Origin of the sequence: Ectopseudomonas composti, assembly GCF_001567565.1 — a bacterium.
Lineage (GTDB): Bacteria > Pseudomonadota > Gammaproteobacteria > Pseudomonadales > Pseudomonadaceae > Aquipseudomonas > Aquipseudomonas composti_A.
Map to the genome: position 1 here is coordinate 126,697 of NZ_LSSW01000017.1, position 15,998 is coordinate 142,694.

Sequence of the window (15,998 nt, forward strand, 5' to 3'; positions counted from 1 at the left end):
AGGCAACGCGGAGATAATCAGCCAAATATCAAAACATTATTGCAGCACAGGGATAATATGCACTACCACGAATACCAGAGGAGAACGCCATGAGTCGCTGGGAAGGACTCGACGAGTTCGTCGCAGTCGCCGAATGTGGCCAGTTCAGTGCTGCCGCCGAGCGCCTGGGCCTGTCCACCTCGCAGGTGAGTCGTCAGGTGGCGCGCCTGGAAGACCGGCTGCAAAGTCGCCTGTTCTATCGCAGCACACGCCGTGTGGCCCTGACCGAGGCCGGTGAACTGTTCCTGCAGCACTGCCAGCGCCTGCAGGATGCGCGTGAAGAGGCATTGCGAGCGGTCGGCGACCTCGGAGCTGAACCCAAGGGCCTGCTGCGCATGACCTGCGCGGTGGCCTACGGCGAGCGCTTCATCGTACCGCTGGTGAATGACTTCATGGCCCGCCACCCGCAGTTGCGCGTCGAGATCGAACTGTCCAACCGTCAACTGGATCTGCTGCACGAAGGCCTCGACCTGGCCATCCGCCTCGGCCGCCTGCAGGACTCGCGACTGATGGCGGCGCGCCTGGCACCGCGCGAGATGTACCTGTGCGCCGCCCCCGAGTACCTGCAGCGCTATGGCCGTCCGCACTCGCTGTCGGAGCTGGCCCGCCATAACTGCCTGATCGGCAGCAGCGAGCATTGGAGCTTTGCCGAGAACGGCCGCGAAACCCAGGTACGGGTCCAAGGCAACTGGCGCTGCAACAGCGGCCAGGCGGTACTCGACGCAGCCCTGCGTGGATTCGGCCTGTGCCAGTTGCCGGACTATTACGTACTGGAACACCTGCGCAGCGGCCGGCTGACCTCCCTGCTGGAACAGCACCGCCCACCCAATACAGCGGTCTGGGCGATCTACCCACAACAACGCCATCTCTCGCCAAAGGTGCGTCAGTTGATCGACTCGCTGCGCCTGGGCCTGAGCCAACGCGCCGAATACCTCGATCCGAGCTGACGCCCTGCAACAACCTTGTCACTCAACTGAACGGTCACGGAATGTCACAAGCCGGGGCGAAACTTGAGCCAGGCCGCCGCGTCACAACCAATGCCCCACCGAACGGGGCCTCACGAACTCAGCAGCATGAGGAAATGGTTATGCAGGTTCTGGTCAACAGCGGTAAGCACGTTGCCTCGTCGATGACCTTCAAGGAGGACATCAGCAGCCGCGTCCGCGAAAAGCTCCAACGCTACGAGGATCGCCTCACCCGCATCGAAGTCCACCTTTCCGACGAGAACGCGCTCAAGAGCGGCCCCCAGGACAAACGCTGCAAGGTCGAGGCACGGATGAAAGGCCGTGACCCGCTGACGGTGTCACACGATGCCGAAGAACTTCATCAAGCCATCGAAGGCGCCATGAACAAGCTGACCAACGCGCTGGATCGCAACCTTGGCAAGGACGCAAAACGCTGGACGCACTGAGGTCGGAACCGACTCAATGGCCGTGCGGCCATAGCGACTGCAGATAGTGCAGATCTTCCGGGCGGGTGACCTTGAGGTTGTCCGCCCGGCCCTCGATCAGACGTGGCGCCAGTCCCACCCACTCCATGGCGGAGGCCTCATCGGTGATCGCCACCTGCGCCTGCAGGGCCTGAGTCAACGCGCGATGCAGAGCCCCGAGGCGGAACATCTGCGGCGTGTAGGCCTGCCAGATCACGCTGCGATCCACTGTCTGCGCCACGCGGCCATCCGCTCCGGCACGCTTGAGCGTATCGCGCGCCGGCACCGCCAGCAGACCGCCGACAGGGTCATCGGCCAGATTGTCCAACAGACGATTCAGGTCATCCCTGGCCAGATTGGGACGTGCGGCGTCATGCACCAGCACCCAGTCCTCGGCGCCAGCGCCCTCGGCCAGCAGCGCCTGCAACCCTGCCAATACCGAATCGGCCCGCTCGCGCCCACCAGGCGCGCGACGTACACGCGGGTCGCTGGCAACCGGGAGTTGCGGCCAGAACGGATCGTCCACCGCCACGCACACCGTGGCGCCCAGCAGGCCGGGGTGATCGAGGAAGCAATGCAGGCTGTGTTCGAGAATGCAGCGACCTGCGATCTGCAGGTACTGCTTGGGGCGGTCGGCAGCCATTCGCGCACCAACGCCGGCAGCTGGAATCACCAGCCAGAACCTGGTGCTCATTCGGTCAGCAGATAGAGGGTTTCACCCTCTTTGAGCATGCCCAGCTCCTGACGCGCACGCTCTTCCACGGTTTCCATACCGCGCTTGAGCTCCATCACCTCGGCCTCGAGGATCCGGTTACGCTCCAGCAGGCGCTCGTTCTCGCCTCGCTGCTCGGCAATCTGCTGCTGCAGGCGACTCACCTGGGCAAGGCTGCCCTCGCCGACCCACAGGCGATACTGCAGCCCGGCCAGCAACAGGATCAGCACGATGAACAGCCAGTACGGACTACGCATGGAGCGACTCGCAGATTGAGTAATCGGCATGGTAGGGGCTGCGTTCATGCTTGAAAAGAAGCCGGCTGATGAGTGACATGGGGTTTCAGTACCTGCATCCGTGCAATGGTTCCCAGAGATCGACGAAGCGTCCACGAAAAAGGCCATATCAGCAACGGCGCAAGGTTTGTAGGAGCGGCTTGAGCCGCGAAAGATCGCGGATAAATCCGCTCCTACATGCCGCACCAGCGCTGGAGCCGCCACGAAAAAGGGCGACTTGCGTCGCCCTTTTCTCATACGCAGTGCTTAGCCGCGGAACTCGGCACGGCCCTTGTAGGGTGCCTTACCGGCCAGCTGCTCTTCGATACGCAGCAGTTGGTTGTACTTGGACACGCGGTCGGAGCGGCACAGCGAGCCGGTCTTGATCTGACCTGCGGCAGTACCCACTGCCAGGTCGGCGATGGTGCTGTCTTCGGTTTCGCCACTACGGTGCGAAATCACCGCGGTGAAACCGGCAGCCTTGGCCATCTGGATGGCTTCCAGGGTCTCGGTCAGCGAGCCGATCTGGTTGAACTTGATCAGGATCGAGTTGCCGATCTTCTCGTCGATACCGCGCTTGAGGATCTTGGTATTGGTCACGAACAGATCGTCGCCAACCAGCTGTACCTTCTCGCCGATCTTGTCGGTCAGGACTTTCCAGCCAGCCCAGTCGGACTCGTCCATGCCATCTTCGATGGAGATGATCGGGTAGCGCTCGGTCAGACCGGCCAGGTAATCGGCGAAGCCTTCGGCGCTGAATACCTTGCCTTCACCTTCCAGGTCGTACTTGCCGTCTTTGAAGAACTCGCTGGAGGCGCAGTCCAGAGCCAGGGTCACGTCGTCACCCAGCTTGTAGCCGGCATTGGCAACGGCTTCGGCGATGGCCGCCAGGGCGTCTTCGTTGGAAGCCAGGTTCGGCGCAAAACCACCTTCGTCACCGACGGCAGTGTTCAGGCCACGGGCCTTCAGGACGGCCTTGAGGTGGTGGAAGATTTCCGCGCCCATGCGCAGTGCGTCGGCGAAGTTCTTGGCGCCAACCGGCTGCACCATGAACTCCTGGATGTCGACGTTGTTATCGGCATGCTCGCCGCCGTTGATGATGTTCATCATCGGCACCGGCATGGAGTACACGCCCGGCGTGCCGTTCAGGTCAGCGATGTGCGCGTAGAGCGGCACGCCCTTGGCCTGGGCAGCAGCTTTGGCGGCAGCCAGGGACACGGCGAGGATGGCGTTGGCGCCCAGCTTGGCCTTGTTCTCGGTACCGTCGAGCTCGATCATCGCGTGATCCAGAGCCTGCTGATCGGCCGCGTCCTTGCCCAGCAGCAGGTCACGGATGGGGCCGTTGATGTTGGCGACAGCTTTCAACACGCCCTTGCCCAGGTAACGGCTCTTGTCGCCGTCACGCAGCTCCAGCGCTTCGCGCGAGCCGGTGGAGGCGCCGGACGGAGCGCACGCGCTGCCGACGATCCCGCCTTCCAGAATTACATCCGCTTCCACGGTCGGGTTGCCGCGGGAGTCGAGAACCTCACGACCCTTGATGTCGACGATCTTTGCCATTCTTGATAACGCTCCAAAGGTTGACGATAAGACGGCAGCAGCAGGCTGCACTGGGCCATCGCTGCCCGAGGGCAAAGCGACGGCTCACTCTGACTCACGGGTCAGGGGGATTTTTCTCGGGCGGCACTTTACCGGATTACGGCCGGCTCAGGCAGTCTCGATTGGCGGAAAACTCTTCACCAGATCGTCCAGCTGCTTGAGTTGGGCGAGGAACGGCTCCAGCTTGTTCAGGCGCAGCGCGCAAGGGCCATCGCACTTGGCGTTTTCCGGATCCGGGTGCGCTTCGAGGAACAGCCCGGCCAGGCCCTGGCTCATGCCGGCCTTGGCCAGGTCGGTAACCTGGGCACGGCGACCGCCAGCAGAGTCGGCGCGACCACCCGGCATCTGCAGGGCGTGGGTCACATCGAAGAACACCGGGTACTCGAACTGCTTCATGATGCCGAAGCCAAGCATGTCCACCACCAGGTTGTTGTAACCGAAGGAGGAACCACGCTCGCAGAGGATCAGTTGATCATTACCGGCCTCTTCGCACTTGGTCAGGATGTGCTTCATTTCCTGCGGGGCGAGGAACTGCGCCTTCTTGATGTTGATCACCGCGCCGGTCTTGGCCATGGCCACCACCAGGTCGGTCTGCCGCGAAAGGAAGGCCGGCAACTGGATGATGTCGCACACCTCGGCAACCGCAGCCGCCTGATGCGGCTCGTGCACATCGGTGATCACCGGCACGCCGAAGGTCTTCTTCACTTCCTCGAAGATCTTCATGCCCTCTTCCAGGCCGGGGCCACGGAAGGAAGTGACGGAGGAGCGGTTGGCCTTGTCGAAGCTGGCCTTGAACACGTAAGGAATGCCGAGCTTCTCGGTCACCCGCACGTATTCCTCGCAGGCCTGCATGGCCAGGTCACGCGACTCGAGCACATTAATGCCGCCGAACAGCACGAAAGGCTTGTCGTTGGCGATCTCGATGTCGCGAACCTTGATGATCTTCTGTGCCATGGATCAGACCTTCTTCGCTTTCTGCGCCAGAGCGGCGTTGACGAAACCGCTGAACAGCGGATGGCCATCACGCGGCGTGGAGGTGAACTCCGGGTGGAACTGGCAGGCGACGAACCACGGATGCTCCGGCGCCTCGACCACTTCGACCAGCGCGCCATCGCCAGAACGACCGGTGACCTTCAGGCCCGCCTCGGTCAGGCTCGGCAGCAGGTTGTTGTTCACCTCGTAACGGTGACGGTGCCGCTCGACGATCACGTCCTTGCCGTAGCAGCCGTGCACCAGGGAGCCGGCCTGCAGCTGGCAATCCTGCGCGCCGAGGCGCATGGTGCCGCCCAGGTCGGAGCTCTCGCTGCGCTGCTCGACGCCGCCTGCGGCGTCTTGCCATTCGGTGATCAGACCGACCACCGGATGCTGGCTGGCCATGTCGAACTCGGTGGAGTTGGCATCGGCCCAGCCCACCACGTTGCGGGCGTACTCGATCACCGCCACCTGCATGCCGAGACATATACCCAGGTAAGGAATCTTGTTCTCACGAGCGTATTGCACGGTCTTGATCTTGCCTTCCACGCCGCGCAGGCCGAAGCCGCCCGGAACCAGGATGGCGTCGACGCCTTCGAGCAGAGCAGTGCCCTGATTCTCGATGTCTTCGGAGTCGATGTAACGCAGGTTGACCTTGGTACGGTTCTGGATGCCGGCGTGACTCATCGCTTCGATCAGCGACTTGTACGCATCGAGCAGCTCCATGTACTTGCCGACCATGGCGATGGTGACTTCTTTTTCCGGGTTGAGCTTGGCGTCGACCACGCGATCCCACTCGGACAGGTCGGCACCGCCGCACTCCAGACCGAAGCGCTCGACGACGAAGTCATCCAGGCCCTGGGCATGCAGCACACCCGGGATCTTGTAGATGGTGTCGACGTCTTCCAGGCTGATCACCGCACGCTCTTCGACGTTGGTGAACAGGGCGATCTTGCGCCGCGAGGAAACGTCGATCGGGTGATCGGAGCGGCACACCAGCACGTCCGGCTGCAGGCCGATGGAGCGCAGTTCCTTGACCGAGTGCTGGGTCGGCTTGGTCTTGGTCTCGCCAGCGGTGGCAATGTAGGGCACCAGGGTCAGGTGCATCAGCATGGCGCGCTTGGCGCCCACTTCCACACGCAGTTGGCGGATGGCCTCGAGGAACGGCTGCGACTCGATGTCGCCCACGGTGCCGCCGATCTCCACCAGGGCCACGTCGGCATCGCCGGCACCCTTGATGATGCGGCGTTTGATCTCGTCGGTGATGTGCGGAATGACCTGGATGGTCGCGCCCAGGTAATCACCACGGCGCTCCTTGCGCAGCACATCTTCGTAAACGCGACCGGTGGTGAAGTTGTTGCTCTTGGTCATCGTGGTGCGGATGAACCGCTCGTAGTGACCCAGGTCGAGGTCGGTCTCGGCGCCGTCGTGGGTGACGAACACCTCACCGTGCTGGAACGGGCTCATGGTGCCCGGATCGACGTTGATATAAGGGTCCAGCTTGAGCATGGTGACCTTCAGGCCCCGCGCCTCCAGGATGGCCGCCAGTGAAGCCGAGGCGATGCCTTTCCCCAATGAAGAAACAACACCACCCGTGACGAAGATGTAGCGCGTCATGAAAAACCCTAGAAGTCTGCGTTTAAGCGGTCAATGCCGCCGGGGAAAGCGAAGGAGCGCCATCAATAGCAAAAATGGCAAGCTCGCCAAGCTCCCTGAGGGAGTCGGCAAAAGCTGTAGTAAGACGGGAGCGTAGTCTACCCGAAAGGCCTTACCAGCTCAAACCTTGCACGCCGATAGGCGGCGACCAGCGCACATGCGCCCCGCTCGCCTCGATTACTGACGACTGCGTCAGATTTGCCACCGCCACCAGCTCATCGCCATCGAACAATAGCGGCAGGCGCGGACGCACGAATGCCGGTACCCTCAGCTCATTGAGCAGACGCTTGAGATCGCGCCGACCGCGCCCTGGCACTTGCAGCGACTCCCCGCCCTGGCGATAGCGCAGACGCCAGCGACCTGGTGGCAGCTCACCGAGCACCTGCACATGACCGTTACCGGGAAGCGCCAGAGGCTGCGAACACAGATCGGCGGACAGATCGATCGACTCAGGCGTGCCGAGCCACTCGCCGCCGAGCCACCACAGCCGCCCATCGGCACGGTGCAACTCGCCATCGGCCAGCTTCCAGATCGGCGTCGCATCGATATCGGCGTCGCGCAGATCGCGCCAACCAGCCCAGTGATCCTGATCGGGCATGCGGGTCAGCGGCGCCAGCCAATGCCGCAGCAGATTGCGCTGACGCGCATCACTCAGAGCGGCTAGCGCCGACAGCTGCAGAGACGGCAACGCCAGCCAGGAAAATGCCGGAACGCCACGGGCAGCACACAAATCCATCTCAGCCAACTCATCCAGCAGTTGCCGAGACTCCGTCTGATGGGCTGCGCTGCGCGCCAGGCTGGTGACCACCTGCGGCCAGCGCTCGGCCAGCAGCGGGATCACCTGGTGGCGCAGGAAATTACGACTGAAACGCTCATCGGCGTTGCTCGGATCCTCGATCCAGACCACACCCTGATCCTGCGCATAGGCCTGCAACTCGGCTCTGGAACAGCTGAGCAGCGGCCGGACCAGGCTACCCTGCCCCAAGGCTCGACTGGACGGCATCGCCGCCAGACCACGCACACCGGCGCCGCGCAACAGACGAAACAGCAGGGTTTCGGCCTGATCATCGCGATGCTGGGCACTGAGCAGCACCTCGCCAGGCTCGAGCCGCTCAGCAAACGCCTGGTAACGCGCACGGCGCGCCGCCTGTTCGAGGCTGGCGCCTGGCGCGACGCGAACCCTGACCGTGTCGAGCGCGATGCCCAACCGCTGGCAGACCCGCGCACAATGCTCAGGCCAGGTGTCGGCCGCCGCCTGCAGGCCATGGTGAACATGGATGGCGCGAAGCGGTGGCAGATCCTCGCGCCGGGCGAGATCCGCCAGCAAGTGCAGCAGCACACTGGAATCCAGGCCACCGGAAAAGGCGATACGCCAGGCACGGGCCGCACGCCAGGGCTGCAGAGCCTGGCGCAGGCGAAGTTCGAGAGCTGTCATGGGCCAAGCTTAAACAACAACGGGCCCGAAGGCCCGTTGAGATGTACGCAGGAAGAACTCAGGCGATGCCGTAGCTCATCAGGCGATCGTAGCGACGCTTGAGCAGCGCGTCGGTGTCGTGCGTCTGCAGGCTGGCCAGTTGCTTACTGAGCTCCTGACGGATCGACTCGGCAGCCGCAGCCGGATCGCGATGAGCGCCACCCAGCGGCTCGGCGATGACCTGATCGACGATACCCAGATCCTTCAGACGCTCAGCGGTGATGCCCATGGCTTCAGCGGCATCCGGCGCCTTCTCGGCAGTGCGCCAGAGAATCGAGGCGCAGCCTTCCGGCGAGATCACCGAGTAGGTGGAGTATTGCAGCATGTTCAGTTGGTCGCAGACGCCGATGGCCAGCGCGCCACCGGAACCACCTTCACCGATGACGGTGGCGATGATCGGGGTTTTCAGGCGAGCCATCACACGCAGGTTCCAGGCGATGGCCTCGCTCTGCCCACGCTCTTCAGCATCGATGCCCGGATAGGCGCCGGGGGTGTCGATGAAGGTGAGGATCGGCATCTTGAAGCGCTCGGCCATTTCCATCAGGCGACAGGCCTTGCGATAGCCTTCCGGACGCGGCATGCCGAAGTTGCGGCGCACCTTCTCACGCACTTCACGGCCCTTCTGGTGACCGATGATCATGACCGGCTGCTCGCCCAGGCGCGCGATACCACCGACGATGGCAGCGTCGTCGGAGAAGTGACGATCACCATGCAGCTCATCGAACTCGGTGAAGATGTGCTGGATGTAGTCCAGGGTGTAGGGGCGGCGCGGATGGCGAGCCAACTGCGCGATCTGCCAGCTGGTCAGGTTGCCGAAAATGCTTTCGGTCAGAGCGCTGCTCTTGTCCTGCAGGCGGGCAATCTCATCGCCGATGTTCAGCGAATTGTCGTTACCAACCAGGCGTAGCTCTTCGATCTTGGCTTGCAGGTCGGCGATCGGCTGTTCGAAGTCGAGGAAATTCGGGTTCATAGTCATCCGTCTTGCGTCGACGGCCAAGTGGCCGGGGAGCTGTATCCATTAGGCGCCCTACCTTAAGGGATAGGGCGCAGCGGGTCGACACCCTCGGGTGCCTTTGCCAATGAGCAAGGGGTTTAGCCCCCTCTCGCATCAGCGGTAGTGCAAAAAGACGTTGTCGCGCCCGAACTGGTCACGCAATGCCTGAATCAAAGTGTCGGCCGGGTCGATTCTCCAGGCCTCGCCAAACTGAAGCAAGGCGCGTGCCTGCTCGCCACTATAGTCCAGCGTCACCGGGCAAGCGCCCTTGTGCTTGCTGCACAGCTCGGCCAGCCAACGCAGGCGATCGCCCTTGAGTGCCTCGCTGGCGACCTTGACCCGCAGGCTGTCGGCCAAACCGGTGCGCGCCTCCTCCAGGCTCATCACGCGCTTGGCACGCAGACGCAGGCCACCGGAGAAGTCGTCGTTACTGACCTCGCCCTCGACCACCACCAGCGCATCGTTCTGCAGCAGCGCCTGGTTGCTGGCAAAAGCGTCGGCGAACAGTGAGGCCTCGATACGCCCGGAACGGTCGTCGAGGGTGATGAAGCCCATCTTGTCGCCCTTCTTGTTCTTCATCACCCGCAGGTTGACGATCATCCCGGCGATGGTCTGGGTATCACGCGCCGGCTTGAGTTCGACGATGCGCTGACGGGCAAAACGGCGAATCTCGCCTTCGTACTCATCGATGGGGTGACCGGACAGGTAGATACCCAGCGTGTCCTTCTCGCCTTTCAGGCGCTCCTTGATCGGCAGCTCGCGGGCCTTGCGGTGGTTGGCGTAGACATCCGCCTCGGGCTCGGCGAACAGGCCGCCGAACAGGTCCATATGGCCGCTCTCGGCGCTACGCGCGGTCTGCTCGGCGGACTGCACGGCCTCTTCCATCGACGCCAGCAGCACGGCGCGGTTCTTGTCCACGCTGGCCTGGTAGGCCTTGAGCTCGTCCTGATAGTAGGGGCCGAGGCGATCCAGCGCGCCGCTGCGAATCAGCGCCTCGAGGGTGCGCTTGTTGATGCGCTTGAGGTCGACGCGGTTGCAGAAGTCGAACAGATCCTTGAACGGCCCGCCTTCGGCGCGGCATTCGACGATAGCCTCCACCGGCCCTTCACCCACGCCTTTGACCGCGCCGAGGCCGTAGACGATACGACCGTCGTCATTGACGGTGAACTTGAACTCGGAGACGTTCACGTCTGGCGGCTCGATGCGCAACTTCATGTTGCGGCACTCTTCGACCAGGATCACCACCTTGTCGGTGTTGTGCATATCCGCCGAGAGTACCGCCGCCATGAACGGCGCTGGGTAATGCGCCTTCAACCAGGCCGTCTGGTAGGACACCAGGCCGTAAGCGGCCGAGTGCGACTTGTTGAAGCCATAACCGGCGAACTTTTCCACCAGGTCGAAGATGTTGCCCGCCAGGTTGGCGTCGATACCGTTGCTGGCACAACCTTCGATGAAACCGCCGCGCTGCTTGGCCATCTCCTCGGGCTTCTTCTTGCCCATGGCGCGGCGCAGCATGTCCGCCTGGCCCAGGGTGTAACCGCCCATGACCTGGGCGATCTGCATCACCTGTTCCTGATAGAGGATGATCCCGTAAGTCGGCTTGAGCACCGGCTCCAGACCCGCGTACTGGTAGTCCGGGTGCGGGTAGGACAGCTCGGCGCGGCCGTGCTTACGGTTGATGAAGTCGTCCACCATGCCGGACTGCAGCGGACCGGGGCGGAACAGCGCCACCAGTGCGATCATGTCTTCCAGACAGTCGGGCTTGAGCTTCTTGATCAGCTCCTTCATGCCGCGCGATTCAAGCTGGAAAACCGCGGTGGTCTCCGCCTTCTGCAGCATGTCGTAGGTTTTCTTGTCATCCAGCGGGATGAAGTCGATGTTGACCAGGTCCTCATCCGGCGCACCGTCGCGCTTCTGGATGCGGTGGACGGTTTCCAGCGCCCACTTGATGATGGTCAGGGTGCGCAGGCCGAGGAAGTCGAACTTGACCAGGCCGGCCTGCTCGACGTCGTCCTTGTCGAACTGGGTCACCAGGCCGCCGCCTTCCTCGTCGCAGGCAATCGGCGAGAAGTCGGTGAGCTTGGTCGGCGCGATCACCACACCCCCGGCGTGCTTGCCGGTACCGCGCACCACGCCTTCGAGCTTGAGCGACATGTCCCAGATTTCCTGGGCCTCTTCGTCGTTCTTGAGGAACTCGCGCAACGGCTCCTCCATCTCGAAGGCCTTTTCCAGGGTCATGCCCACTTCGAAGGGGATCATCTTCGACAGGCGGTCGGCCAGGCCGTAGGACTTGCCCTGCGCCCGCGCCACGTCACGCACCACCGCCTTGGCCGCCATGGAACCGAAGGTGATGATCTGGCTCACCGCGTTGCGCCCGTATTTCTCGGCCACGTAGTCGATCACCCGGTCGCGGCCGTCCATGCAGAAGTCGACGTCGAAGTCGGGCATGGAAATCCGCTCGGGGTTGAGGAAGCGCTCGAACAGCAGGTCATAGGCCAGCGGGTCGAGGTCGGTGATCTTCAGCACGTAGGCCACCAGCGAACCGGCACCCGAACCACGGCCCGGGCCGACCGGCACGCCATTGCTCTTGGCCCACTGGATGAAGTCCATCACGATCAGGAAGTAACCGGGGAAGCCCATCTGGATGATGATGTCGAGCTCAAAATTGAGGCGGTCGATATAGACCTGCTTCTTCGCCTCGTAGTCCGGCGTGTCCTTGGGCAGCAGCACTTCGAGACGCTCGTCCAGGCCTTCGAAGGAGGCATGCCGCAGGTAATCGTCGATGCCCATGCCGCCTGGCGTGGGGAAGTCCGGCAGGAAGTATTTGCCGAGCTGCACCTCGATGTTGCAGCGCTTGGCGATCTCGACGGTGTTCTCCAGCGCCTCGGGCAGGTCGGAGAACAGCTCCCACATCTCTGCGGCGCTTTTCAGGTACTGCTGGTCGGAGTAATGGTGCGGCCGACGCGGGTCGTCCAGGGTGCGCCCTTCGCCGATGCAGACACGGGTTTCATGTGCTTCGAAGTCGTCCTGCTTGATGAAGCGCACATCGTTGGTGGCCACCAGCGGCGCCTCGACACGATCAGCCAGGGCTACGGCGGCGTGCAGGTATTCCTCGTCACCGACTCGGCTGGTGCGCTGCACCTCCAGGTAGAAACGATCTGGAAACACCGCCATCCACTCGCGCAGGCGCGTTTCGGCCAATGCCTGGTCACCGGCCAGCAACGCCATACCGACCTCGCCCTCGCGAGCACCGGACAATGCGATCAGACCTTCGGCGGCGTCCTTGACCCAGTCACGCTGGATGATCACCAGGTCGTTGCTCTGCCCTTCGAACCAGCCGCGGGAGATCAACTCGGTGAGGTTGCGGTAGCCCTTGGCGTTCATCGCCAGCAGGGTCAGGCGCGTCAGCGGGCCGTCCTCTTCGGCGCTTGCCAGCCAGATGTCAGCACCACAGATCGGCTTGACCCCGGCGCCCATGGCCGCCTTGTAGAACTTCACCAGCGAGCACATGTTGCTCATGTCGGTGACGGCCACCGCAGGCATGCCGGCCCCGGCGACGGCCTTGATCAGCGGTTTGACCCGCACCAGGCCATCGACCAGGGAGTATTCGGTGTGCAGACGCAGGTGGACGAACGCTTGAGTCATGGGCGGCCTTGCAGGTGGAAACGACAAAGCGCGGATTGTAGCCTAAGCAGGTCTGGCTGAGGGCCAGAGGTTCAGACTTCGAGAAGCGCGCGGACCGGCCCGAAGGAACGCCGATGAATCGGTGTCGGCCCCAGACGCTTGAGCGCCTCGAGGTGCACCGGCGTGGGATAGCCCTTGTGCCCGGCAATACCATAGCCGGGGTAGAGACGATCGATCTTGAGCATCTCGCGGTCACGGCTGACCTTGGCCAGGATCGAGGCCGCTGCAATGGCCGGCACCCGGCTATCGCCCTTGACCACCGGCGCACTCGGCACCGCCAGTTTCGGGCAGCGGTTGCCATCGATCAGCGCCAGCCTCGGCGTCACCGAGAGTCCTTCTACGGCGCGCTGCATGGCCAGCATGGTGGCATGCAGGATATTCAGGCGGTCGATTTCCTCAACCTCAGCGCGGGCGATGCACCAGGCCAGCGCTTTTTCGCGGATCTCGTCGAACAGTGCTTCGCGGCGCAGCTCGGTCAGTTTCTTCGAGTCGTTCAGCCCGAGGATCGGCCGCGCTGGGTCGAGGATCACCGCTGCCGTTACCACCGCACCGCAGAGCGGGCCACGGCCGACTTCGTCGACACCGGCGACCAGTTCTTCAACCAGCGTGAAGTCGAGCCCCAGCTGCATCAGGTACGCCCCGCAAGCTTGATCACCGCATCGGCTGCCGACACCGAAGCATCACGGCGCAGCGCACGATGGATCACGTCGAAACCCTCGGTCTGCACCTGACCACCATCGATCAGTGGCGCCACAGCCTGAGCCAGAGCCTCTGGAGTCGCCGCATCCTGGATCAGCTCGGGCACCAGCAGGCGCTCGGCCAGAAGATTGGGCAGCGAGATATAGGGACTTTTGACCAGGCGCTTGAGAATGCGATAGGTCAGCGGCGCGACGCGGTAGGCCACCACCATGGGGCGCTTGTACAGCAGCGCCTCCAGGGTAGCGGTACCCGACGCGATGAGCACGGCATCACAGGCAGCCAGGGCATCATGCGAGCGGCCATTGAGCAGAGTCAGCGGCAGATCACGTCCGGCCAGCATCTGCTCCAGCTGCTCGCGACGCTCGGGCGTGGCGCACGGCAGCAGGAATCGAACCCCCGGGCGAAGCGCACGCAGACGAATCGCTGCATCGAGAAACAGCTCACCGAGACGCGCCACCTCGCCGCCGCGACTGCCCGGCATCAAGGCCACGACCGGATCGTCCTGCGGCAAATCCAACGCTTCACGCGCGGCGGCACGGTCGGCCTGCTGGGGAATGGCATCGGCCAGTGGATGGCCTACGAAGCGCACGGGCACCTGGTGCTCGTCGTAGAACTGCGCCTCGAAGGGGAACAGCGTAAGCATCAGGTCGCAGGCTTCGCGAATCTTCAGCACGCGCTTCTGCCGCCAGGCCCAAACCGAAGGACTGACGTAATGTACGGTCTTGATTCCGGCACGGCGCAACTTGAGCTCAAGCCCCAGGTTGAAGTCGGGCGCATCGATGCCGATGAATACGTCGGGCTGTGCAGCGATCAGATCACGCGCAAGCTGGCGCCGGCGACCCAGCAGCTCGAACAGGCGGCCGAGCACCTCGACCAGGCCCATGACGGCCAGGCGCTCCATCGGGAAATAGGATTTCAGACCCTCGGCCTCCATGCGCGAACCGCCAACACCGATGAACTCGGCATCTGGATGGCGCTGCCTGATGGCCTGCATCAGACCGGAGCCGAGGATGTCACCGGACGCCTCACCGGCGACCAGTGCGACGCGAAGGGGTCTGGTCATAGATATTTAGAACCTGTCCGATATGTCGCAAGCTGGAGCCATGCAAGGCAAGAGCAGGCGAAAACGGAGTTTTAGTGGGTGAACACTGTATTCGGACTCATGCCCGAGCCTGCTCTCAGCGCAGCAAGGCCGATACGCAGCAGATTTGCACAGGCTCTTAGCGGGTAATGCCGCGCGTAGAAGCCTGGATCGAATCGCGGAAGATCGCCACCTCAGGGAACTGAGCAGCGGACTCGGCCAACTCGGCCAGCGCCTGCTCAACGGTCAATCCCTGGCGATAAACCAGCTTGTAGCCCTTGCGCAGCGCCACGATGGCCTCGTTGGAGAAGCCACGACGACGCATGCCCTCGAAGTTCATGCTGCGCGCTTCGGCAGGGTTGCCAAATACGGTGACGAAAGCCGGTACGTCCTTGCCGATCGCAGTGCCCATGCCGGAAAAGCTGTGCGCACCGATACGGCAGAACTGGTGCACCAGGGTGTAGCCGGACAGAATCGCCCAGTCATCGACCCAGACATGGCCAGCCAGCGCTGTGTTATTGACCAGGATGCAATGGTTGCCGATCACGCTGTCGTGGCCGATGTGGGCATAGGCCATGATCAGGTTGTGATCGCCAATGGTGGTCTCGCTGCGATCCTGCACGGTGCCCCGGTGAATGGTGACGCCTTCACGGATCGTGTTGTGATCACCAATGACCAGGCGTGTTGGCTCACCCTTGTACTTGAGGTCAGGGGTATCTTCGCCAACCGAAGAAAACTGGTAGATGTGGTTGTGCTTGCCAATCACGGTCGGTCCTTTGAGCACAACGTGCGGACCGACTACCGTACCCTCGCCAATTTCCACATCGGGCCCGACAATGCTCCACGGGCCGACGACGACGTCGTCGGCCAATCTGGCACTGGGGTCGATGATCGCGCGAGGGTCAATCGAACTCATAGTTTGCGTTCCGCACAGATGATTTCAGCGGAGCAGACTTCCTTGCCGTCGACGGTGGCGCGGCACTCGAATTTCCAGATGCTGCGGCGGTCGCTCAGGTACTTCGCCTCCAGTATGAGCTGGTCACCCGGAGTAACGGGAGAACGGAAACGCAGCTTGTCGGAGCCGACGAAGTAATACAGGGTGCCATCGGCCGGCTTCACGCCCATCATCTTGAAACCGAGAATCCCGGCTGCCTGCGCCATGGCTTCGATGATCAGCACGCCCGGCATGATCGGGTGCTCGGGAAAGTGGCCATTGAAGAACGGCTCATTGATGCTGACATTCTTGTAGGCGCGAACGGTCTTGCCTTCGACGTCCAGGTCCACCACACGATCCACCAGCAGGAAGGGATAGCGGTGCGGCAAATATTCACGAATTTCGTTGATGTCCATCATGTCCGGTTAAGCCTTAAGAAAAGAAAAGAGCACG

The 15,998-nt window shown here is 62.8% G+C and carries 14 protein-coding genes; 2 read left to right on the forward strand and 12 right to left on the reverse strand.

Features of this window, described 5'->3' with window-relative positions:
- The first annotated feature begins 89 nt into the window (after positions 1-89).
- Both PCLY_RS04700 and PCLY_RS04705 read left to right on the forward strand, forming a co-directional pair.
- A complete protein-coding gene (locus tag PCLY_RS04700; protein WP_061238131.1) occupies positions 90-986 on the forward strand; it encodes a LysR substrate-binding domain-containing protein in 897 nt (298 codons plus the stop codon).
- A gap of 140 nt (positions 987-1,126) precedes the next feature.
- A complete protein-coding gene (locus tag PCLY_RS04705; RefSeq protein ID WP_061238132.1) occupies positions 1,127-1,450 on the forward strand; it encodes an HPF/RaiA family ribosome-associated protein in 324 nt (107 codons plus the stop codon).
- Between the two features lie 13 nt (positions 1,451-1,463).
- Here the strand turns inward: PCLY_RS04705 and ispD are convergent, their stop codons facing one another.
- The 12 genes from ispD to fabZ all read right to left on the reverse strand — a co-directional run bounded on the left by ispD (position 1,464) and on the right by fabZ (position 15,964).
- Complete coding sequence (gene ispD / locus PCLY_RS04710; protein ID WP_061238133.1) at positions 1,464-2,162, reverse strand: 2-C-methyl-D-erythritol 4-phosphate cytidylyltransferase; 699 nt, start codon at positions 2,160-2,162, stop codon at positions 1,464-1,466.
- Complete coding sequence (locus tag PCLY_RS04715) at positions 2,159-2,437, reverse strand: septum formation initiator family protein (RefSeq protein WP_037053844.1); 279 nt, start codon at positions 2,435-2,437, stop codon at positions 2,159-2,161. Before PCLY_RS04715 ends, ispD begins: the two co-directional genes overlap by 4 nt.
- Positions 2,438-2,722: 285 nt before the next feature.
- Positions 2,723-4,012 carry a phosphopyruvate hydratase gene (eno, locus tag PCLY_RS04720; RefSeq protein WP_061238134.1) on the reverse strand — a complete coding sequence of 430 codons (1,290 nt, stop codon included), beginning with the start codon at positions 4,010-4,012 and terminating at the stop codon, positions 2,723-2,725.
- A gap of 147 nt (positions 4,013-4,159) precedes the next feature.
- Complete coding sequence (gene kdsA, locus PCLY_RS04725) at positions 4,160-5,005, reverse strand: 3-deoxy-8-phosphooctulonate synthase (RefSeq protein ID WP_061238135.1); 846 nt, start codon at positions 5,003-5,005, stop codon at positions 4,160-4,162.
- Between the two features lie 3 nt (positions 5,006-5,008).
- Entirely contained in the window at positions 5,009-6,640 is a 1,632-nt protein-coding gene (locus tag PCLY_RS04730) for a CTP synthase (protein ID WP_061238136.1), read from the reverse strand.
- A 151-nt stretch (positions 6,641-6,791) separates the two neighbouring features.
- Positions 6,792-8,114 carry a tRNA lysidine(34) synthetase TilS gene (gene tilS / locus PCLY_RS04735; RefSeq protein ID WP_061238137.1) on the reverse strand — a complete coding sequence of 441 codons (1,323 nt, stop codon included), beginning with the start codon at positions 8,112-8,114 and terminating at the stop codon, positions 6,792-6,794.
- 58 nt (positions 8,115-8,172) lie between these two features.
- Positions 8,173-9,123, reverse strand: a complete 951-nt coding sequence (locus PCLY_RS04740) for an acetyl-CoA carboxylase carboxyltransferase subunit alpha (protein WP_061238138.1) — start codon at positions 9,121-9,123, stop codon at positions 8,173-8,175.
- Between the two features lie 138 nt (positions 9,124-9,261).
- The gene (dnaE, locus tag PCLY_RS04745) at positions 9,262-12,792 is read right to left on the reverse strand and encodes a DNA polymerase III subunit alpha (protein ID WP_061238139.1); all 3,531 of its coding nucleotides are present in this window, start codon (positions 12,790-12,792) and stop codon (positions 9,262-9,264) included.
- A 71-nt stretch (positions 12,793-12,863) separates the two neighbouring features.
- On the reverse strand, positions 12,864-13,460 hold the full coding sequence (gene rnhB, locus PCLY_RS04750; RefSeq protein WP_061238140.1) for a ribonuclease HII: 597 nt from the start codon (positions 13,458-13,460) through the stop codon (positions 12,864-12,866).
- On the reverse strand, positions 13,460-14,593 hold the full coding sequence (gene lpxB / locus PCLY_RS04755; protein ID WP_061238141.1) for a lipid-A-disaccharide synthase: 1,134 nt from the start codon (positions 14,591-14,593) through the stop codon (positions 13,460-13,462). The genes rnhB and lpxB overlap by 1 nt, the downstream gene beginning before the upstream one ends.
- 157 nt (positions 14,594-14,750) lie before the next feature.
- Positions 14,751-15,527, reverse strand: coding sequence for an acyl-ACP--UDP-N-acetylglucosamine O-acyltransferase (gene lpxA / locus PCLY_RS04760; RefSeq protein WP_061238142.1), 777 nt, complete (start codon positions 15,525-15,527; stop codon positions 14,751-14,753).
- Positions 15,524-15,964 carry a 3-hydroxyacyl-ACP dehydratase FabZ gene (gene fabZ, locus PCLY_RS04765; protein ID WP_061238143.1) on the reverse strand — a complete coding sequence of 147 codons (441 nt, stop codon included), beginning with the start codon at positions 15,962-15,964 and terminating at the stop codon, positions 15,524-15,526. The genes lpxA and fabZ overlap by 4 nt, the downstream gene beginning before the upstream one ends.
- Between the last annotated feature and the right edge of the window lie 34 nt (positions 15,965-15,998).